Source organism: Streptomyces sp. NPDC004732 (assembly GCF_040609235.1).
In the GTDB taxonomy this organism is placed as follows: domain Bacteria; phylum Actinomycetota; class Actinomycetes; order Streptomycetales; family Streptomycetaceae; genus Streptomyces.
This window is the reverse complement of record NZ_JBEXJR010000019.1, coordinates 98,029-117,613: the sequence shown is the minus strand read 5'-3', so window position 1 is coordinate 117,613 and position 19,585 is coordinate 98,029. Positions and strand designations below refer to the sequence as shown.

Sequence of the window (19,585 nt, the reverse complement as noted above, 5' to 3'; positions counted from 1 at the left end):
GCCTGAGCCTATGACTCCCGTAAGGTGCGGGTATGCAATTCCAGCAGCTGCACTATTTCGTCGCGGTCGCCGAGACCCGGCACTTCACGCGGGCCGCGGAGGAGGTCCACGTCTCCCAGCCCTCCCTCTCGCAGCAGATCCGGGCCCTGGAGAAGGAGCTGGGCGCCGAGCTCTTCAGCCGGGCGCGCGGCAACATCACGCTCACCGACGCGGGCGAGGCGCTGCTGCCGTTGGCCCGCCGGATCCTCGCCGACGCGGACACGGCCCGGATCGAGGTGCAGGAACTGGCACAGCTGCGGCGCGGCCGCATCCGCCTCGGCGCGACACCGAGCGTGTGCACGGGCCTGCTGCCGGACGTGCTCCGCGCCTTCCACGACCGCCACCCCGGGATCCAGCTCCTCATCGAGGAGGGCGGCTCCCACGATCTCGTCCGCGAGCTGGCCCGCGGCGCCCTGGACCTGGCGCTGGTGGTCCTCCCCCTCCCCTCCCCGTCACCGGCGCTGACGACGCTCGAACTGCTCCGCGAGGACCTGGTCGTGGTCTCGGCCCCCGAAGCACGGAGCCTCGGCCGCGCGGTCCGCATCGCGGACCTCCAGGGCGAACGCCTCGTGATGTTCCGCCACGGCTACGACCTGCGGGAGCTCACCGTCTCCGCCTGCCGCGCCGAGGGGTTCGAGCCCGAGTTCGCGGTGGAGGGCGGCGAGATGGACGCGGTGCTCGGCTTCGTCCGCGCGGGCCTGGGCGTGGCGGTGGTCCCCCGCATGGTCGCGGAACGCTCGGGCCCCGACCTCCGCATGACCCCCCTGGCCAAGCCGAGCCTGCACCGCACGATCGCCCTGGCCCACCGCAGCGACGTGGCACCGCCGCGGGCAGCGCGCGAACTCCAGCGGATGCTGCTGGAGCGCTGAGGGGTCCCCGTCGGGGCGGGGCAGCTCTACAGTGGCCCTCCCGGTGGCGGGAGGGGGCGCCCATGCCGACCGTGCGGGACGCGAGCAGGGTGGCGGCGCGGGCCGCGGTGCTGGTGGTGCTGTGCGCTGCGGTCGTCGGGTGCGGGGTGTGGGCCTCGGTCCGGTGGGGGGAGGCGGCACGGTGGCAGGTGCAGACGGAGGAGGACGAGAGGGTGCGGGCGCCGCAGCCCGTGGAGGATCCGAGCGCGGCGGACTTTCCGACGGGGCCGCGTGACATCAAGCCGCTGATCCCCCGGCGGGGCAGCGGCGGGGGCATCTCCGTCCGCATCAGGCGTGTCGGATCGGACGGTACGAAGGGTCAGGACGAGTCGGCGGAGTGGCGCATCACGACCACGTACCGGCTGGGCCTGGGCGCGAAGGACCCGCTCGTCGGACAGCTCAGGGCCGACCCCGAACTCTTCTCCGCGGTCGCGTACGTTCTGCCGGGCGGATTCGCCAGCGCCCAGCCGGTGTCCGGCCTGGCCCCTCCGAACGAGGCGTTGAGCGGAAACCTGGCAGGGCTCCCGACCTGGTGCACCATCAGTCAGCCCGCCAAGGACGGTCGTGTCACGGTCACGGCCCAGCACGTCGTCACCGCCCGCGCCGAGCCACCAGCGACCCAGCTGGATGACTACAACCTCTTCGAGAAGGTGCCGGACGGCGGCAAGGGCTGGGTGCCACGCCTGCCGGGCCGCTGGACCTGGCGCCTGGACGTCTCCCGGGGGTGGGGCCTCAAGGTCAAGGGGGCACCGGAACACCAGACCGCGCGCTCGGTCGGCTTCCGTCTCACCACCACTCGCGGGGCCGACTCCGTGACCGCAACGCTGACCGCGGCGCAGGGCGGGGCGCCGGAAGACGCCGAAGAGTCGACGTCCACCGCTTCACGGCACCAGGCCCTCCCCTCTTTGCTCGCTCTCTTCCTCGCAGTCGGCGGCGCCCTCGTCGGGTTCGCGCGCGCCCCCGACGACGCGGACGGGATCCGGCGTCGCGCACGCGCGGTCGCCGTGGGCGCAGGCCTCCTGGTGTGCGCCGCCGTCGGCGTGCTGCTGTGGGACCTCTACGAACCGTCGTGGAGCATGCTGCTCTGGATCCAGGACACGCTGTGGTTCGAGCGCACTGGATTGGGCCTGGAGCCGCTGCCGATCCAGGCGCGTGCACAAGCAGTGATCCTCGGAATCGCGCTCTTCGCCCTCCCCGTCCTCGTGACCGCCGCATGGCGAGGAGCGCCGAGGCCGGGCACCGGTTCCGTGCTCGCCGTCGCCCTCCCGGCCCCGGCGTTCGTCCTGCTGGCCTGGGTCATGGGAGGCGCCGACTGGTCGTCGCCGGTCGCCCACTGTCTGGCCGCCGCCACGCTCGCTGCCGTGGCCGTCCTCTGCCTCCTGCGACTCCCCTTGTGGAGAGGAAGGACACGCTCGTGGTCCGTTCCACTGGCCGCCGCGACCTGGGCCGGGGTCGCGGTGGCCGTGGTGCTGCTTGCCCTGCCCCGGAACCTGTGGCAGGAGAATCGCGGAGCGCCCTTCACCTACACCCGTCCCGCCGTGCTCGCGAGCTGGTCGGCCGTTTTCCTGCTGCTCGCACCGTGGGTCGTGACGCTGGTGGCGCTGGGCGGCCCACTCGTGTCCCGAAGGCTTCCGCATCGACGGGGCCAGGCGGCCGTCGTGGGTGTCCTGCTCTGCGGGGCGCTGCTCCCCTGGTGGACCCAGTTCCACAAGGAGGTGTATTACGACCTCCCTGCCACTTCCGCCCTGTTCCTCCACCTCACCGGTCAGAGCCCGGGCGACCGGCGGCTTCTCGGCGTACAGACCGTGGCACCCGCCCTCCAAGTGATCTGGCTGGTCTGCACCGTTCTCCTCCTGCTCCACCTCCGCAACACCGGACGGGAAAGCGGCCGTTGGCACACCAGCGCCCGCGGCGGCTGTCTCGCCCTCCTCGTCCTCGCCGCGAGCGCCACCGTGATCGGCGCCCCCGAGAGCTGGCTGCCCTACTGGACCACCGGCGCCGCCCTGTCGACGGCCTGGGCAGGCGGCGCCCTCCTCCTGCTGCCCACGGCCCGCGCGCAACGCGCCGCCCGCCTGCACGCCCTGTCCGGCGACGCGCACGCCCGGCTCGTGACCTTGCTGGCGAGGGCGCTGCTCTTCGCGGAGGGGCGGCACCGCTTCCTGACGTCGTCGCGCGCCACCCTCGCCGACAGCTCACTGCCCCCGGACGACTGGGACGCGAAGTGGCAGAGCCTCAAGCGGCCCACGGCCGCGGACGCATCGGACGAGACCACGCGGCTGCGGGCCGACGCGCTGGGCGGCTCGGCCGGGCGGGACGCCTGGACCAACGGCGTCACGGCGACAGCCGCCACCGCGCTGCTCGCACTGCCCTGGACCGTGTGGACCGCGGTGCAGGCACACGGTTACAGCGGGCTCCCCCAGGCGGTCACCGTTGCAGGCGGGCCGACCTGCGTGTGGCTCGCGCACGGGTTCACGTACGGCTATCTGTATCCGTGGCTGCGCGGCAACAGCCCGGTGGCGAAGGCGGGTTGGCTGTGGTCCGTGATGACGACGGTGCAGTTGCTGCTGCTGGTGCCGAAGCTCCAGGTGCCGGGCGATGCACCCACCCTCTCGGTGTTCCTGCTCCTGGCCCAGAGCACCGTCATGGCCCTCTGCCTCGGACTGTTCTGGGAGATCCGTCTGGTGCGCAGGGCGGATCTCCTCTGGGGGCACATCCGCAACTTCCGCCGACTGTCCTCGCTCGCCACCCCGGCCGCCACCGTCCTCGTGGCGGCGGTCGCCGCGGCGGTCACCGTCCTCGCGACCGCCTGGGCGAACGACGTCACGGCACCCGTCGAGGCCCCGCGCCCTTCGTCGTCGTCCCCGTCGCCCACGCCGTCACCCGGCGCTCCTCCGTGAGGGCAGCCTGCCCGTCTCCGGATCTCGGCCCGTCAGGCAGTACGTCAGACCGGCCGGGTCGCGCATCACGAGCCAGGTCGCGCCGCGCGACACGAAGACGGCGCCGTGGCTCTCGTGCCAGGTGCGCACCGCGTCCGGGTCCGAGCAGGCCAGGTCGAGGTGGGCACCGGCGGGTCCCGCGGATGCCAGGCGCTGGAGCAGGAGGCGGACCGGCAGGTCCGCGGGTGGCGTCACGCGGTGGAACTCGGGGAGGACGCCCACGGTGGACTCCCAGCCCGTGAGCGCCGTCCAGAAGGCGATCTCTGCGTCGTACGACTCCGACGGGACGTCCAGGCACAGCTGGTCGAGGCGGCTGACCGCGCCGTCGGGGGCGGTGACCGGCGCCGGGCGGGACTTCTCGCCGGACCAGGGCACGACGCAGAACAGCACGCCGCCCGGTGAGCGCAGCACTTCGAGGCCGTCCTCCGCGAAGACCGCGGCGGCCCCGAGCGCACGGGCCTCACCCGCGGTCACCGCGATGTCGTCCACGGCGAGGTCGAGGTGCGCGCCGCCGGGCCCCGCCACGGCCTGCGCCTTCACACACGCGTCGGCGCCGCCGTGCGGCAGCAGCGTCACGAACTCGCCCGCCGCGCCGCGCGGTTCGGACAGGCGCGTGCCGGTGACCGCCGACCAGAAGGCGCACGCCTGCGGGAAGCGGCCGCGCGGCCGGTCGATGAACGCGTACGCCCAGCGGATCACCGCTCAGCCCGTCGCGTCCGCGAGAGCCAGTTCGTGCAGTCGGTCCGGCGGGCCGGGGCGCGCGTAGTACCAGCCCTGCGCCGTGTCGCAGCCGAGCTCCCGCAGCTGGTCCGCCTGCGCGCCCGTCTCCACGCCCTCGACGGTGACCGTGAGGTCGAGGCTGTGCGCGAGCGCGACGATCCCCTCGACGATCTTGAGGTCGACCGGGTCGGCGGGGAAGTGCTGCATGCCCTGGGTGAACGAGCGGTCGAGCTTGAGCACGCTCACCGGCAGGCGGCGCAGATTGGCGAGGTTGGAGTAGCCCGTGCCGAAGTCGTCCAGCGCGATGTCCACGCCCATCTCGGCGAGCCTGCGCAGCGGCTTGAGCAGGTCGTCGTCGGCTCCTATCAGAGCGGACTCCGTGACCTCCAGGCACAGGGCGCCCGGCTCCAGGCCCTCGCGCTCCAGGATGTCGACCGTGTCGGAGACCAGGCCGGGGTGCGTGAGCTGCATGGGCGAGAGGTTGACGTTGACGCGGAGCGGGCCCGCCTCGGCGTGCCGCGCCTCCCACCTGCGGGCCTGACGCACGGACTCCTCCAGGACCCAGCGGCCGAGCGGCACGATCAGGCCGGTGTGCTCGGCGAGCGGGATGAAGCGGTCCGGGCCGATGGTGCCGTGCTGCGGATGCAGCCAGCGCACCAGCGCCTCGGCGCCGCGCACGCTGCCGTCACCGAGGTGCACGAGCGGCTGGTACTCGATGAAGAACTCCCCGCGCTCCAGGGCGGCGGGCAGCGCGGTGGTCAGACCGTGCCGGGTGATGGCGCGGGCGTCGGCCTCGGGGTCGGCGAGCTCGTAGCGGTTGCCGCCCGCGGACTTGGCCCGGTACATCGTGATGTCGGCGCTGCGCAGGACCTCCGCGGCGCCGCGCTCACCGGCCGGGCCCTCGACGATGCCGATGCTGCCGCGCACGGTCAGCTCGCGCCCGTCGACGCGGACCGGGCTGGCCAGCGCGTTCATGATGCGCCCCGCGAGCTCGTCCACCTCCGTCTCGGTGTCGGGCCCCGTGGTGAGCGCCACGAACTCGTCGCCGCCGAGCCTGGCCACCATCTCGCCGGGGGCGGTCGCGCAGGACTGCAGCCGGTCGGCGACCTCGACGAGCAGCCGGTCGCCCGCGGCGTGCCCGAGGCTGTCGTTGACGGTCTTGAAGCCGTCCAGGTCGAGGTAGCAGAGCCCGAACCGGGCGTTCTGTCCCGCGGAGAGCGCCTTGTCCAGGCGCTCGAAGAACAGGGTGCGGTTGGGCAGTCCGGTGAGCGCGTCGTGGGTGGCCTCGTACCGCAGCCGGAGGTTGAGGAGGCGGCGCTCGGTGGTGTCCTCCATCAGCGCCAGCTGGTACTGCGGCACACCGTCCGCGTCACGCAGCAGCGACACGGTCAGATTGGTCCACAGGACCGTTCCGTCGGGCCGGTAGAAGGCCTTCTCCACGCGGTAGTGCTCACGCTCGCCGCGCACCAGCTCCTCGTAGAGCTTCCAGACGTGGGGCGAGTCGTCGGGATGGGTCCACTCCCCCACGTTGCGTCCGCGGAGCTGGTTCTCCAGGCCGCCGAACATCCGGATCAGCGCGTCGTTGACTTCGAGGACCGTGCCGTCGAGGTCGGCGATGCCGATGCCGATGGCGGCGCCGTGGAAGACGGCGCGGAAGCGCGCCTCACTGGCGTGCAGGGCCTCGGCGACGGCGCTGCGCGCGCTCAACGCGGCCCGGGAGATCGCCTCCTGCTCGGCGAGGGTGCGCTCGCGCAGCGCCTGGGCGAAGCCCGCGGCCATGGCGTGCTGGATCCGGGCGGAGCGGGCCCGCAGCTCTTCCCGCGGTCCGTCGCCACCGCAGTACAGGACCAGGTAGGCGTCGACGCAGTCGAGCGTGCGGCTGAGCGCCTCGGGGTCCGTGCAGTGCGTGCCGATGAGCGCGGCACCGAGGGCCTGGCTCTCCGCCGCGTCGAAGATCCGCTCCTGCAGCGCGTCGTTCAACCGCCTGGCGAGCGGCACCAGTTGCTGTTCGAATTCGGGACGGGTCAGCGAGGTGGCCGTCACGGGGAAGATCGCACGGCTCCAGATGGTGGCGAACCGGCGAAGTCTGTCCTCGGGTCCGTCCTGCTCGCCGCTCAACGCTTCCGTCCCACGCCCGCGAATCCCGAGAAGGAGTACGGATCCTCCTCCTCGGGCGCAGTGTCGGGCCGCCAGTGCGGCATCGGCACCAAGCCGGGTTCCACCATGTCGTATCCCTCGAAGAACCGCGCGATCTGGTCGCGCGAGCGCATGATCAGTGGATTGCGGATGTCCTTGTATACACCGACCGTCCGGCCGGCTTGTTCGGGGGGAACGGGGATCCCTTCGTACGAGGCGTGGCTGAGGACGACGAGGCTGCCGGGCGCGAGTGCGTCCCGCAGTTCGGCGACCGCCGCGTAAGGATCGTACGCGTCCTCGACGAAATGCAGGACGGCGACGAGGAGAAGAGCCACCGGGCGGTCCAGGTCGAGGACCGAGGCGACCTCCGGACTGCCCAGAATGTCCCGGGGTTTGCGCAGGTCCGCGGCGACGGCCGCGGTGCGCTCGGTACCTTCGAGCACGGAGCGGCTGTGCGCGACGGCGACCGGGTCGTGGTCCACATAGACGACGGCGGCGTCGGGGCTGGCCTGCTGCGCCACCTCGTGGACGTTGCCGAACGTCGGGATGCCGGAGCCGATGTCGAGGAACTGGGTGACACCCTCCCCGACGGCGTGATGCACCGCCCGCCGCATGAAGGCACGGTTCGCCTGCATGATCTTCGGGAGCCCCGGCATGAACTCCATCGCCTTGCGGGCCGCCTCCCGGTCCACCTCGAAGTTGTGCGAGCCGCCCAGGTAGTAGTCGTAGATGCGGGACACGCTGGGCATCGAGAGGTCGATGCCGGGCGGTGCCCAGGCGGGACGCTCCATCAAGACTCCAAGGCGTAGGGGGACGGCGCAGGCGATCCGGTGTTCGAGGGTGAGGCTACTGATCGTCCGCCAAGGGAGCGAGTCAAAACGGAAATTGGCGGTCCGTTCTCGGTCACTGCCTTTGGCAAGTGCCTTATCCCACACCGTCAACCGGCCCGCCCCCTCCATGTGATATGGGAGGGGACGGGCCGGTCTGTCCGTCTGCCGAGCCTGCCTACTTGGCAGCGCCCACCGGCTTGCCCTGCGGGCTCGCCGCGTACCAAGTGCCGCCGACACCTTGCCCGTTGGTGTCGCCGGGCTTCTCGTCCCCGGAGAAGGTGTACATCGGCCAGCAGTCGATCGTCTGCTGCTTCTTGCCGTCCGGCCGGTCGAACACGGTGAAGCCCTTCTTGAGGATTCCTCGAGTGTCGTTCTTGGCCACGGGCGCCACCACGGGCCACTTGTCGAGGCAGGCACCGGTGCAGGCGGACTTCATCGGCCAGGCGGAGTCCTTCGTGAAGCGGTAGACGGTCATTCCGTTCTTGTCGACGACGATCTCGCCGAGCTTCGGGTCCTTGCGGATGGACAGGCCCGCGGGGTCGACGGGGGCGGTGTCGGCCGCGGCGGGCGCGGCCTTCTTGCCGTCGGGGGCCGCGGCGTACCAAGTGCCGCCCACTCCCTGCCCCTTGGCGTCGCCCGCCGCCGCGTCCTGCGCGTACCGGTACATCGGCCAGCCGTCGATGGTCAGCTGCTTGGTGCCGTCAGCGGCGGTGACCTCGCCGAGCAGGGACTCGTCGACGCCCGGGGCGGCCTTGGCGCCGTCGGCGGCGACGGCGGGCCATGCCTTCAGGCAGGCGGTGTCGCAGTTGGACTTGGGCGGCTGGGCGGTGTCCTTGTCGAAGCGGTAGAGCGTGCGGCCCGCGCTGTCGGTGACGACCTTCCCGAGCTTCTTGCTGTCCCACACGGCGAGTTGCCCGGCCGCCTTCGCCTTGTCTCCCGCGCCCTTGTCCGCGGCGTCGGAGCCGGCGCCGTAGCCGTCGTCCCCGCCGTAGCCGTCGCCCTTCGCCGGCGCTTCGTTGCCCACGTTCTGGCCGTTCGGGGACTGGTCGCCCTTCTCCTGGCCGCACGCCGTCGTCAGTGCCAGCAGGGCCGCGGCTGTCGCCACGAGCGAGGCGCTCCGCCAGGCCCTGGGGGAAACCCCACTTGGATACAGCATCGTTGACTCCCACTGTCCGCAGAGGTGTCGTGGCGCCCGTCTGCGTCACGACATGGCCCTAGGTACGGGGCGGCACGGCCGACGCGTTCAACACGGCACAAGATTCTTTGCGGAACGCGTGGTGCGGTCGTGGTGCGCGGCGGGCTCAGTTCGAACACAGGGCGGGCGCGAGGCACCAGGTGTCAAACACGTGTCGCGTGCGGATCCTTCCTTCGGGTCATTCGGCGGCACGCCGGGCGTGGCGCGGGCGCGCGCGGCTCATGCTCCCCGTCGTGCACGGAACTCCGCGAGCCCTATCACCCCTCGTCACACGCGTGTTGGCGCTCCTCGCACTGGCCCTGCTGCTCGGCGCTTCGTCGGCTGTCGGCTCGGCGTCCGCCGACGACTGCGCCTACGCGTCGATCCAGCAGGGCGGCGCCACGAGTGGCGACACGGTGGCCGTCTCGGGCGACGGCGCCGACTGCCACGCCGGTCCCACGCATCGCCCGAAGCCACCGCCGCCACCTCCGAAGCCACCGCCTCCGCCCCCGAAGCCACGCGCTCCGGAGCCGCCCCCGCCGCCCCCGGCCCCCGCGCCTCCCGAGCCGACCGTCCGGCCCACGCCGCCCCCGCCGCCTCCTCCGCCACCCACGCGGGCCGCGGCACCGGCGCCCGAGCCGAAGCCCGAGCCCTCCGTCCGCCCGCCGAAGCCGAAGGCCCCCAAGCCCGTGTCGTATCCGGCGTACCACGCCCCGCCCCACAAGCAGCCGCCCCGCCACGGCCCGTCCCTCGTCTCGCTCACCCTGCTCATCACGGCACCCGCGGTGCTCGCCGTCGCCGCGCTCCGCCCGCGCTGACCGCCGGAGGTTTTCATGTCGGAATGGCTTGTTCTCACCCTCGCGATGGTGGCCGCTTGCGGTGTCGTGCTCATCGTGACCCTCCTGCGGCACCGCAGGACCGGCGCGGACTACGACTCGTCCGAGACCCCGGACGTCATCGAGTACATGACGATGATGATCGGTGTCGTGTACGCCATCGTGTTGGGCCTGGCCATCGCGGGTGCCTGGGAGGCCCGCGGCGGCGCCCAGGATCACGTCCGCAACGAGGCCCAGGCGCTGCACGAGGTCTCGGAGCGCGTGCGCATCTATCCGGAGGACGTGAGGGAACGGATTCGGGACGACGTCCACACTTATGTCAGCCATGTCGTCAGCACGGAGTGGGACTCCATGAAGTCCAAGGGGGAACTCACCGACCGCGGTACGGAACTCCTGTCCCGCGTGCGTCACGACGTGACCGACTACGAACCGAAGTCGGACTTCGAGGCACAGGCGTATCAGCCACTGGTCGACTCGGTGGCGGCCGCCGAAGACGCGCGCAGCGCCCGCGCCGACAGTCTCGGCGCGACGATGCCCGGCGTGGTCTGGTTCGGCCTGATCGCCGGTGGGCTCGTCACCATCGGCATGATCTTCGCGCTGCAGATCCGCCGTACGCCGCGTGAACTCGTCCTCGCCGGACTGTTCTCCGCCCTCTTCGCCTTCCTGCTCTTCCTCATCTGGGACTTCGACGCCCCCTACAGCCGCGGTGTCGCGGTGACAGCGGATCCGTTCCTCACGCTGTTCCCCGGCATCGGAGGCTGATCCCGGTCCGACGTCCGGCGCGGGGAGCCGTCAGCTTCCCGCGTCGCGGCGGCCGAACCGCAGCTTCCACGGGGTGATCGCCGACTCGGCCTGCACGCGCAGGCTGAGCTTCGACTCGCCGTTGACGCGCTCTTCGAAGGTGATCGGCACCTCGACGATGCGCAGGCCGCGGCGGATCGTGCGGTAGTTCATCTCGACCTGGAAGGAGTAGCCGTTGCTCCGGACCGTGGGCAGGTCGATCGCTTCGAGGGCGGCGGCGCGCCACGCCTTGTATCCGGCCGTGGCGTCCTTGACGCCGAGCCGCAGGACGGCGTTGACGTAGAAGTTCGCCCAGGCGGAGAGCGCCCTGCGGTGCCAGGCCCATTCGGTGGCGAGCGCGCCGCCCGCCACATAGCGCGAGCCGAGCACGACGGCCAGGTCGTCGTCGCCCGCGAGCAGGGTGCGCACCATCAGCGGCAGGGTCTCCGCCGGGTGCGAGAGGTCGGCGTCCATCTGGACGACGACGTCCGCGCCGTCGGCGAGGGCGCGGGTCATTCCGGCGACGTAGGCACGGCCGAGGCCGTCCTTCTGCGTCCGGTGCAGGACGGTGACGGTGCCCCCTGACTCCTCGGCGATCCGGTCCGCGAGGGCGCCGGTGCCGTCCGGCGAGCCGTCGTCGACCACGAGGACGTGCAGGTCCGGCATCCCGAGCGCCGTGAGCAGGCCGATGAGGAGGGGCAGGTTCTCGCGTTCGTTGTACGTGGGGACGACGACCACGACCTTCGGGGAGGGCGCGTCGGCAGCTCCGGACACCTGTTCCACGTTGATTCCCCCGTGCGATGCTCCGTGCGGTCGGCTCCACCCTACGGCAGAGATCATGGAATGCCGTCAACACCCGCCCCTGGAGGGCCTGTTGGGGAGATCTACGCCCTCGTTGGCCGTGAACCGTGCTGCGCGGTGCCGCCGGACGGCGCACTCTGGTCCCATGGCCTGGCAAACACCGATCGTCGTCCACCCGCCCGCCGCCGACGGCGGACGGCAGGTCACCGTGCGCGGACAGGACGTCGGCGTCGCGCACAGCGACCGGGAGCTGACGGACCTCCTGCTGGGGGCGGGGCTCGGCAAGGCCGACATCGCGCTGGACGACCCGCACCTGGTCGAGTGGCGCGGCGGCCCGCACGCATGGACACGCGATTGAGCAGTTGACCCGATTTGCGGGCCTCATCCCGATTGCTATCGTTTTGGGACGGGACCGAACGGAACGGGGACGCGCGTGGAGCGGGTGCCGATGGCCGCCGGGCCGCTGGACTGGTCGCTGGCCGACGGAGCGGTTCCGCTCGTCGTGCAGATCCTCGGCTGCCTGGCCCTCGTCACGCTCCTCTTCTCCCGCGACCGCCGCTGGTGGACCCGTCTGCTCCCGCTGGCCGCGGCCGCGGCGGCGCTCCTGACCCTGCTGGTCAAGCTCACCGTCGACGACTGGTGGCAGCCCTTCCCCGACCAGCTCCCCGGCGATGTCGTCGGGTGGATCGGGGTGGCGATCCTCGGGGTGTCCCTGGCGCTGTTCCGGATGCCGGTGCTGCGCTGGCGCGGCCGCGCGGGCGCACTGCTCGCGGGTGCGCTCGTCGTCGTGCTCGGCCTCTCCGAGATCAACATCCACTACGACAACTACCCGACCCTGCGGACCGCGCTCGGCCCGCAGGACACCGTCAGCCTCAAGGACGCCACGGGCAAGAAGGAGCCGACGCTCGACGTACCGGAGGGCAAGGCGCTGTCGGAGGTCTGGCAGGCACCGGGCGGGCTGCCCGCCAAGGGCACCGTGTCGACCGCCTCGATCCCCGGCACGAAGTCGGGGTTCAAGGCCCGCGACGCGTACGTCTATCTGCCGCCCGCCTACCGCGCCTCGCCCCGCCCACTGCTGCCCGTGCTCGTCCTGATGGCGGGACAGCCCGGCGCCCCGCAGGACTGGATCACCTCGGGTCAGCTGCCCGACATGATGGACGGGTTCGCCGGACGGCACGCGGGGCTCGCGCCGATCGTGCTGGTGGTGGATCCGCTGGGGTCTTCGTTCGACAATCCGCTGTGCATGGACTCCAAGCTCGGCAAGGTGCAGACGTATCTCGCCGACGACGTCCCCGCCTGGGCGGCCGACCATCTGCAGACGGCCGAGGGCCGGGCGCACTGGGCGGTCTCCGGGCTCTCCAACGGCGGCACGTGCGCCCTGCAGATGGCGGTGAACGCGCCGCAGCGCTACGGCGCCTTCCTCGACATCTCCGGCCAGGACGAGCCGACCCTCGGGAACCGCAAGAAGACCGTGGACGCGGCGTTCGGCGGCGACGAGGCGGCGTTCGAGAAGGTCAACCCGATGGACGTGATGGCGCGGCAGAAGTTCCCGGACACCGCAGGGACCTTCGTCGCGGGAACCGACGACTCGACGTACCGCCCGCAGGCACTCAAGGTGTACGCGGCGGCGAAGAAGGCCGGGATGCAGGCCGAGCTCGTCGAGCTGCCCGGCGGGCACAGCTGGCAGGTGTGGCGCCCCGGTCTGGAGAAGCAGCTCCCGTGGCTGGCGTCCCGCATCGGCCTGACGCCCTGACACGTCCCCGGGCCCCGACGACGACGCCGCGCCGCCCGGTTCGCCCGACCGGCCCACATGATTGCCCCGTTCGCGCGACACAGATCGCGGCGCCCCGGGGCCGTACCTAGCGTTCTGGGCATCGAGGTGCATTTCAGGCGCCAGCGGAAGAAGGTCCGCAGCTGCTCCTCGGAGACCCGGAGGATTCACCATGCGCGCGATACGCGTTGCTTCGGCCGCTCTGCTCACCGCTTCCGCACTGGCCCTCACCGCGCCGACCGCGTCCGCAGCCGCCGTGGACGAGGAGAACGTCACCGCGTTCGGCTTCAGCATCTCCCCCAAGACGATCGCCGCGGGCGGCCAGGTCACCCTCAACGTCGACGGATGCGACGACGGCGACACCAAGGTCACCTCGGGCGTCTTCGACGACACCACCATCCCCAAGGGCCAGAAGTCCGCCACCGCCCAGGTGTTCTGGGACGCGAAGCCCGGCGCGATGTACGAGGTGACGTTCACCTGCAACGGCAGCAACCCGGGCAGCGACAAGACGGACCTGACCATCGCCACCGGGCGCCCCGACAACAACTCGCACCACAAGGGCGTCAAGGCGGGCATCGGCGGCAGCTTCGGCGGCTTCGACCTGCACGAGATCGCCCTCGGCAGCGCCCTGATCCTGGGCACGCTGGGCGCCGCGTACTACAAGACCCGCCGCCGCACCGGCGAGGACAACTCCTGATCTCCGCCGGGCAGCGCCTCGCCCCCGGGACGTCTCCAGGTCCCGGGGGCGAAGCGCTGTTCACCTGCCGTGCGAGCAGGGTGGTGCCGGGGGCGGGGCGGAAGGGGGTCGCACCGGCCCGACCGCGGGGTCAGACCCGGTTCTCGGAGCGGCGGCGCATCCAGAAGACGCCGCCACCGAGCAGTGCGGCGGTGACCAGGGCGCCGCCGATCGCCATGTCGGTCCCGGTCGCACCGGCGTTCGCGGTGCTGCCGACGCCACCGCGCACACCGCCGTGGATGACGGTGAAGGCGGCCGGGCGGACCAGCGTCTTGCCTCCGCAGTGGGCGGTGATGTCGTAGGCGCCGGGGTTGGCGTGCTGGTGGACGACCGCGGTGCCGCTCGCGGTCGTGCCGCCCGGGATGGCCTGCAGGGGCGTGTCCGGGAAGGCGGGCGACGTGACCTTGCCGCCCGACTGGCAGGAGGACCCGTCGACGGTGACCGTCAGATGCCCCCCTCTCGGGATCACGCTGGGCATCGCCACGATGTTGGTCGGGTCGGCCCAGGCGGACGCGGCCGGGGCGGCGAGCCCGACGACCCCGACGGCCGTGGCGGCGACCGCGAGGGCACGTGTGGTCCGCATACGGGAAGTACGCATGGCAATCCTCCGCGGAAGACGCCCCGGGGATACCGTCCCCGGTCGATCGGCGAGAGCGCCTCCCAGACTGACCCTCAGATGCCGTGCACAGGCCCGCATTTCGGCGATCCGCCGTCCTGGTGAGACGACACGCCGAGGCGCGTCCGCGCAACCTGACATCACCGCAGGTCACGGACCGTCAGAAATTTCCTGTCCGGCGCGACCCGGATGGCGCACGCCCGCCTCCGCGCCACCCGTTCGCTCCCGCCCTTTCGCACGCCGCGCGCCCCGCGCTTAGCGTTTCGGTACGCGCAACGGACACGGCTCTCTGCCGCGTCCGAGAGGGGATAGAGCATGCCTTCGTCCCATCCGGCCGACGATTTCGAATTCCAGGACCACCCGGATCTCCAGGAGGAGGAGAAGCAGAGGAAGCGCGCCCCGTGGGGCGTCATGGCGCTTGTCCTGCTGACCGGACTCGCGCTGATCCGCAATGGTTCCGGGGAATTCGACGTGGGCCCGCCGCAGCCCGCTTCCGCCGCGGCCGCGGACCGTGCGCCCGACGCGGGAGCCGCCGCCCCGGTGCCGCTGGCGTTCTCACCGGCCCAGCGCGTGCGCATCAAGGGCATCCGTGTGGACGCCCCCGTCATGCAGGTGGGACTGGACGCCGAGGGCTGGGTGGATGCGCCGCCGCCCGAGGACCCGAATCTCGCGGGCTGGTTCACCGGCGCCGTCTCGCCCGGCGAGAAGGGCACGGCCGTGGTGGTCGGCCATGTGGACAACCAGCAGGGCCCCGCCGTCTTCTACGGCCTCGGCTCGCTGAAGAAGGGGAACCACATCGAGATCAAGCGCGCGGACAAAAAGACGGCGATTTTCAAGATCTACGGCATCGAAGTCTTCGAGAAGAGCAATTTCCCCGGCAAGCGGGTCTATGGAAACAGCGGAACTCCCGAATTGCGGGTCATCACCTGCGGCGGCGGTTTCTCCAAGCAATCCGGATACGACGGGAACGTCGTGGTGTTCGCCCGTCTGGTCGCCGTGCGCTGAGTGCGCCGGGGACCGGACGGGCGGGGCGCTCGCGACGACCGCGCTCAGGACATGTAGCGGCTCGGCACGGTGAGGCGGTAGCCGGAGTCAAGCAGCTCCGGCAGATACGTGTGCAGCGCCTCGACGCTGCCCGAGCGGTTGCCGCCCGCGTCGTGCGAGAGCACCACGACACCGGGCCCGGCGCCCGCGCGGACGCGCCGCACGATGGTGGCCGCGCCCGGCTCGGTCCAGTCGAGGGTGTCGACGGTCCAGGCGAGCGGCTCCATGCCCAGTTCGGCGCCCAACTGGAAGGCATTGCGGTTCCAGGCGCCGTACGGGGCCCTGAACCACGCGGGGGGCTCGCCGGTGGACTCCTCGATGACGTCGCAGGTGCGCTCGATCTGCTCGCGCATCGCGCGTCGGCCCAGGCGGGTCAGCTGCGGGTGGCTCCAGGTGTGGTTGCCGATCAGATGCCCGTCGTCGGCCATTTCGCGCAACAGGTCCGCGTTGTCGACGGCCATCTCGCCGCAGACGAAGAACATCGCGCGGACGTCGTGCTTGCGCAGCGTCCGCAGGATGCGCGGGGTGTAGCGCGGGTCGGGCCCGTCGTCGAAGGTCAGCACCATCGACCGGTCGCGGCCCGGCATGCGCAGGATCGGCGCCTTGCGCACGTGGGGCAGGGCCCGCTTGGCGCGCTGCGGGCCGTATCCCGCGATGGGCTGCAGGCGGTACGCGGAGGGCTTGAGGGCGCGTGCGGCGGGCGGACCCCCGGCGGGTGCGCCCGCCGAGGCGGAGAGGGCGGGGGTGGACGGCGGCTCCGTTCCCGCGCACGCCCCGGTCGCGGCCAGGCCGAGGACCGCCGCGGCGCGGAGCAGGACCCGCCGCCCTGGAGTCAGCTGATCATCTTTCATGACTAATCCGTCGCATGGCGGAAGCCCGGCGCGGAACATCAACACTGGAGCGGCCCCCGAAAGCACCCGATCAGACGCGGCGGACGAGGGGGAAGGGCAGGGTCTCCCGGATCGTCAGGCCGGTGAGGAACATGACGAGCCGGTCGACTCCGATGCCGAGACCTCCGGTGGGCGGCATCGCGTACTCCAGGGCGTCGAGGAAGTCCTCGTCGATCTCCATGGCTTCGGGGTCTCCCCCGGCGGCCAGCAGCGATTGCGCGGTGAGGCGGCGGCGCTGCTCCACCGGGTCCGTCAACTCCGAGTAGGCCGTGCCCAGTTCGGTGCCGAAGGCGACGAGGTCCCAGCGTTCGGCGAGGCGCGGGTCGGTGCGGTGCTGGCGGGTGAGCGGGGAGACGTCGGTCGGGAAGTCCTTGTAGAAGGTGGGCAGCTGCGTCTTCTCCTCGACGAGCCGCTCGTACATCTCCAGGACGACATCGCCGCGGCCGTCCTCCGTCGTGTACGGGACCGCGGCCCGGTCGCACAGCCGGTGCAGGCCCTCCACCGGGGTGTCCGCGTCGATCTCCTCGCCCAGCGCCTCGGAGATCGCGCCGTACACCGTCTTGACCGGCCAGGGCCCGGAGATGTCGTGCTCGACGCCGTCCTTGTACGCCACCGCCCTGCCGAAGGCGGCGGTCGCGGCGCCCTGGATGAGTTCGCGGGTGAGGTCGAGCATCACGTCGTAGTCGGCGAAGGCCTGGTAGGCCTCCAGCATCGTGAACTCGGGGTTGTGCTTGTAGGAGACGCCTTCGTTGCGGAAGGTGCGGCCCATCTCGAAGACCTTCTCCATGCCTCCGACGCAGAGCCGCTTCAGATACAGCTCGGGGGCGATGCGCAGATACAGGTCGAGGTCGTAGGCGTTGATGTGGGTGGTGAAGGGCCGCGCGTTGGCCCCGCCGTGGATCTGCTGGAGCATCGGGGTCTCGACCTCCAGGTAGCCGCGGTCGAGCAGGCCCTGGCGCAGCGCCTGCACCGCGGTGGAGCGGGCCCGGACCACGTCGCGGGCGCCGGGGCTCGCGACCAGGTCGAGGTAGCGTCGGCGGACCTTGGCCTCGGGGTCGGTGAGGCCGCGGCGCTTGTCGGGCAGCGGGCGCAGGCACTTGCCGGTGAGCAGCCAGTCGGTGACGAAGACGGTGAGCTCGCCCCGGTCGCTGGTGCCGACCGTGCCGGTGGCGGTGATGTGGTCGCCGATGTCGGTGCCGGTGGTGAAGCGGTCCAGGACGTCGGGGCCCGAGGCGTCCCGGGTGAGGGCGAGCTGCAGGTCGCCCGACCAGTCGCGGAGCACGACGAAGACGACGCCGCCGAAGTCGCGTACGAGCATGACGCGGCCCGCGACCGTGACCTGTGTGCCCGTCAGCTCCCTGTTGATTCCGGAGAGTTCGTGGGTGCGCGGGGCCAGGCCCACCGGATAGGGGTCGATACCCGCCGCGCGCAGGCGGTCGAGCTTGCGGTGCCGGATGCGGATCTGTTCCGGGAGCTTCGACGTGGGGTCCGCGTCGGCGTCGGCATCCCGGCCCGCGAGGCCGAGCGCGGCGATCGGCGGGAGGCCCTCGGTGGTCGCGGGCTGGGTGACGCCCCGGGGCTTGTGGCCCTTGCCCCAGAGCTGGCGCAGGGAGGGCACGGAGACGAAGCCCTCGGCGATGCCGGACGCCAGGCTGATGCGGGCGAGGGCGCCGCTGTCGCCGTAACAGATGAACCGCGGGTACCACTCGGGGTGGTACTTGGCGTTGGAGCGGTAGAGCGCCTCAAGCTGCCACCACTTGGAGAAGAAGAGCAGGAGCTTGCGCCACAGTCGGAGCACCGGGCCCGCGCCGATGCGGCCGCCCTCCTCGAAGACCGAGCGGAACACCGCGAAGTTCAGGGAGATGCGGCGCACCCCGGAGCGGGGCGCGGCGGCGCACAGTTCGGCGACCATGAACTCCATGACGCCGTTCGGTGCGGTGCGGTCGCGGCGCATCAGGTCCAGGGAGATGCCGTCCTTGCCCCAGGGGACGAGGGAGAGCAGCGCGAGGAGCTTGCCGTCGGCGTCCAGCGCCTCGACGAGGAGGCAGTCGCCGTCCTCGGGGTCGCCGAGGCGGTCGAGGGCCATGGAGAACCCCCGCTCGGTCTCGGTGTCCCGCCAGGCGTCCGCCTTGTCGACGATCTCCTCCATCTCCTCGTCGGTGAGGGTGGAGTGGCGACGGATGCGGGTGGTGGCACCAGTGCGGCGGACGCGGTTCACGGCCTGGCGGGTCACGCGCATGTCGCGGCCGTCCAGGTCGAAGTCGGCGACGTGCAGGATCGCCTCGTCGCCGAGTTGCAGCGCGCCGAGCCCGGCGCGGGCGTACGCGGTCGCGCCGTCCTCGGAGGCGCCCATCACGGCGGGGGCCCAGGCGTACTGCCTTGCCACGTCCTGCCAGGCGCCGATCGCGTGCGGCCAGGCCTCGCGGTCGCCGACGGGGTCGCCGCTGGCCAGGCAGACGCCTGCCTCGACGCGGTAGGTGACGGCGGCCTTGCCGCTCGGTGAGAAGACGACGGCCTTGTCGCGCCGGGTCGCGAAGTAGCCGAGCGAGTCCTGCTCGCCGTAGGCCCCGAGGAGGGCGCGGATGCGGGGTTCCTCGTCGCCGTGCAGGGCCGCTTCCATGCGCTGGGAGCGGAAGAGCGTGGCGGCGGCGTTGAGCAGGGCGAGGGCGCCGAACAGGCCGAGCCAGAAGAAGAGGCCGCGCGGCGGTGTGCCGTCGAAGTAGTCGTGGCCGTGGATCAGCCCGCCGCAGACCCGGTTCGCCGCCCAGAGCAGGCGCTCGCCGCGCACCAGCGTGCCGGGGAACAGCTCCACCAGGCCCCAGCCGACCAGGATCGCGACGCCGAGTCCGGCGGCGAGGACCGCGATGGCCCGCCAGACGGCCCCGCGCCGGGAGTCCGCGGAGAACTCCTTGCGGGCCAGGATCAGCAGCACGAAGGCGATGCCGCAGATGATGAAGGAGGGCAGCGAATCCGCCCAGAAGCCGAGGGCGGCGCCGAGCACGTCGAAGGCGAGGAGCAGGCCCAGATAGCTGACGACGAGCCACCAGGCGACCTTCTTGCGTGCGGCGGTCGCGGCGGCGAGCAGGAAGAGGAACACGGCGTACGCGAGGTTCGCGCTGACCGGAACCGTGAGGAGGTCGAGAACGCGGATGACGGGCATGAGGAGGCGGCGGAGCGGCGAGACGACCGCGACGACCGCGCAGAAGATGCCGAGCGTGCCGAAGAAGGCGGCGAACCCCTCCGGGACGCGTCCGAGGAAGCCTCCTCGGCTCCGTATCGGTCCTCTGGCCTCGGGCTCCTCCGTGCTGACCGTCATGAGCACGACTCTAGGAAGAGCCGCGCCGTCGCGCGCGTCGAGAGCGGCGAGG

16 protein-coding genes are annotated in these 19,585 nt (G+C 71.8%); 8 read left to right on the top strand and 8 right to left on the bottom strand.

The window, feature by feature from the left end:
- The first annotated feature begins 32 nt into the window (after positions 1–32).
- Positions 33–908: a LysR substrate-binding domain-containing protein gene (locus ABZV77_RS38595; protein ID WP_356267355.1), complete on the top strand. Its 876-nt coding sequence runs from the start codon at positions 33–35 to the stop codon at positions 906–908.
- Positions 909–970: 62 nt separating this feature from the next.
- A complete protein-coding gene (locus ABZV77_RS38590; protein ID WP_356267353.1) occupies positions 971–3,844 on the top strand; it encodes a hypothetical protein in 2,874 nt (957 codons plus the stop codon).
- Here the strand turns inward: ABZV77_RS38590 and ABZV77_RS38585 are convergent.
- The 4 genes from ABZV77_RS38585 to ABZV77_RS38570 all read right to left on the bottom strand — a co-directional run bounded on the left by ABZV77_RS38585 (position 3,824) and on the right by ABZV77_RS38570 (position 8,725).
- Positions 3,824–4,582, bottom strand: coding sequence for a VOC family protein (locus ABZV77_RS38585; RefSeq protein WP_356267352.1), 759 nt, complete (start codon positions 4,580–4,582; stop codon positions 3,824–3,826). The two genes, ABZV77_RS38590 and ABZV77_RS38585, sit on opposite strands and share 21 nt — an antisense overlap.
- A gap of 3 nt (positions 4,583–4,585) precedes the next feature.
- Positions 4,586–6,721, bottom strand: a complete 2,136-nt coding sequence (locus ABZV77_RS38580) for an EAL domain-containing protein (RefSeq protein WP_356267350.1) — start codon at positions 6,719–6,721, stop codon at positions 4,586–4,588.
- The gene (locus ABZV77_RS38575; RefSeq protein WP_356267349.1) at positions 6,718–7,530 is read right to left on the bottom strand and encodes an SAM-dependent methyltransferase; all 813 of its coding nucleotides are present in this window, start codon (positions 7,528–7,530) and stop codon (positions 6,718–6,720) included. Before ABZV77_RS38575 ends, ABZV77_RS38580 begins: the two co-directional genes overlap by 4 nt.
- Positions 7,531–7,744: 214 nt before the next feature.
- Positions 7,745–8,725, bottom strand: a complete 981-nt coding sequence (locus ABZV77_RS38570) for an SCO0930 family lipoprotein (RefSeq protein WP_356267347.1) — start codon at positions 8,723–8,725, stop codon at positions 7,745–7,747.
- A gap of 314 nt (positions 8,726–9,039) precedes the next feature.
- On the opposite strand from ABZV77_RS38570, the gene ABZV77_RS38565 reads away from it, so the two are divergent.
- Both ABZV77_RS38565 and ABZV77_RS38560 read left to right on the top strand, forming a co-directional pair.
- The gene (locus ABZV77_RS38565; protein WP_356267345.1) at positions 9,040–9,561 is read left to right on the top strand and encodes a hypothetical protein; all 522 of its coding nucleotides are present in this window, start codon (positions 9,040–9,042) and stop codon (positions 9,559–9,561) included.
- A gap of 15 nt (positions 9,562–9,576) precedes the next feature.
- Positions 9,577–10,341 carry a hypothetical protein gene (locus tag ABZV77_RS38560; protein ID WP_356267343.1) on the top strand — a complete coding sequence of 255 codons (765 nt, stop codon included), beginning with the start codon at positions 9,577–9,579 and terminating at the stop codon, positions 10,339–10,341.
- Between the two features lie 30 nt (positions 10,342–10,371).
- Here the strand turns inward: ABZV77_RS38560 and ABZV77_RS38555 are convergent, their stop codons facing one another.
- A complete protein-coding gene (locus ABZV77_RS38555; RefSeq protein WP_356267342.1) occupies positions 10,372–11,142 on the bottom strand; it encodes a polyprenol monophosphomannose synthase in 771 nt (256 codons plus the stop codon).
- A 163-nt stretch (positions 11,143–11,305) separates the two neighbouring features.
- Between ABZV77_RS38555 and ABZV77_RS38550 the strand changes: the two genes are divergently transcribed.
- The 3 genes from ABZV77_RS38550 (at position 11,306) to ABZV77_RS38540 (ending at position 13,628) form a co-directional block, all read left to right on the top strand.
- Positions 11,306–11,518, top strand: coding sequence for a hypothetical protein (locus ABZV77_RS38550; protein ID WP_356267340.1), 213 nt, complete (start codon positions 11,306–11,308; stop codon positions 11,516–11,518).
- Between the two features lie 90 nt (positions 11,519–11,608).
- Positions 11,609–12,913 (top strand): alpha/beta hydrolase-fold protein, encoded by a 1,305-nt coding sequence (locus ABZV77_RS38545; protein ID WP_356267338.1) that lies wholly within the window; start codon positions 11,609–11,611, stop codon positions 12,911–12,913.
- 190 nt (positions 12,914–13,103) lie between these two features.
- Positions 13,104–13,628, top strand: a complete 525-nt coding sequence (locus ABZV77_RS38540; protein ID WP_356267336.1) for a hypothetical protein — start codon at positions 13,104–13,106, stop codon at positions 13,626–13,628.
- Between the two features lie 130 nt (positions 13,629–13,758).
- Here ABZV77_RS38540 and ABZV77_RS38535 read toward each other — a convergent pair whose 3' ends face one another.
- Positions 13,759–14,250 carry a hypothetical protein gene (locus tag ABZV77_RS38535; RefSeq protein ID WP_356267334.1) on the bottom strand — a complete coding sequence of 164 codons (492 nt, stop codon included), beginning with the start codon at positions 14,248–14,250 and terminating at the stop codon, positions 13,759–13,761.
- A gap of 348 nt (positions 14,251–14,598) precedes the next feature.
- Here ABZV77_RS38535 and ABZV77_RS38530 point away from each other — a divergent pair, with 348 nt between their 5' ends.
- Complete coding sequence (locus tag ABZV77_RS38530; RefSeq protein ID WP_356267332.1) at positions 14,599–15,288, top strand: class F sortase; 690 nt, start codon at positions 14,599–14,601, stop codon at positions 15,286–15,288.
- 44 nt (positions 15,289–15,332) lie between these two features.
- Here ABZV77_RS38530 and ABZV77_RS38525 read toward each other — a convergent pair whose 3' ends face one another.
- Positions 15,333–16,178, bottom strand: coding sequence for a polysaccharide deacetylase family protein (locus ABZV77_RS38525; protein ID WP_356267330.1), 846 nt, complete (start codon positions 16,176–16,178; stop codon positions 15,333–15,335).
- Between the two features lie 70 nt (positions 16,179–16,248).
- Positions 16,249–19,533 carry a bifunctional lysylphosphatidylglycerol synthetase/lysine--tRNA ligase LysX gene (gene lysX, locus ABZV77_RS38520; protein WP_356267328.1) on the bottom strand — a complete coding sequence of 1,095 codons (3,285 nt, stop codon included), beginning with the start codon at positions 19,531–19,533 and terminating at the stop codon, positions 16,249–16,251.
- Positions 19,534–19,585: the final 52 nt, after the last annotated feature.

Bases quoted from the DNA above. Each gene is read 5' to 3' on its own strand.
- ABZV77_RS38595 (WP_356267355.1), top strand. From the start codon at position 33: ATGCAATTCCAGCAGCTGCACTATTTCGTCGCGGTCGCCGAGACCCGG.
- ABZV77_RS38590 (WP_356267353.1), top strand. From the start codon at position 971: ATGCCGACCGTGCGGGACGCGAGCAGGGTGGCGGCGCGGGCCGCGGTG.
- ABZV77_RS38575 (WP_356267349.1), bottom strand. From the start codon at position 7,530: ATGGAGCGTCCCGCCTGGGCACCGCCCGGCATCGACCTCTCGATGCCC.
- ABZV77_RS38570 (WP_356267347.1), bottom strand. From the start codon at position 8,725: ATGCTGTATCCAAGTGGGGTTTCCCCCAGGGCCTGGCGGAGCGCCTCG.
- ABZV77_RS38560 (WP_356267343.1), top strand. From the start codon at position 9,577: ATGTCGGAATGGCTTGTTCTCACCCTCGCGATGGTGGCCGCTTGCGGT.
- ABZV77_RS38550 (WP_356267340.1), top strand. From the start codon at position 11,306: ATGGCCTGGCAAACACCGATCGTCGTCCACCCGCCCGCCGCCGACGGC.
- ABZV77_RS38545 (WP_356267338.1), top strand. From the start codon at position 11,609: ATGGCCGCCGGGCCGCTGGACTGGTCGCTGGCCGACGGAGCGGTTCCG.
- ABZV77_RS38540 (WP_356267336.1), top strand. From the start codon at position 13,104: ATGCGCGCGATACGCGTTGCTTCGGCCGCTCTGCTCACCGCTTCCGCA.
- ABZV77_RS38535 (WP_356267334.1), bottom strand. From the start codon at position 14,250: ATGCGGACCACACGTGCCCTCGCGGTCGCCGCCACGGCCGTCGGGGTC.
- ABZV77_RS38530 (WP_356267332.1), top strand. From the start codon at position 14,599: ATGCCTTCGTCCCATCCGGCCGACGATTTCGAATTCCAGGACCACCCG.
- ABZV77_RS38525 (WP_356267330.1), bottom strand. From the start codon at position 16,178: ATGAAAGATGATCAGCTGACTCCAGGGCGGCGGGTCCTGCTCCGCGCC.
- lysX (WP_356267328.1), bottom strand. From the start codon at position 19,533: ATGACGGTCAGCACGGAGGAGCCCGAGGCCAGAGGACCGATACGGAGC.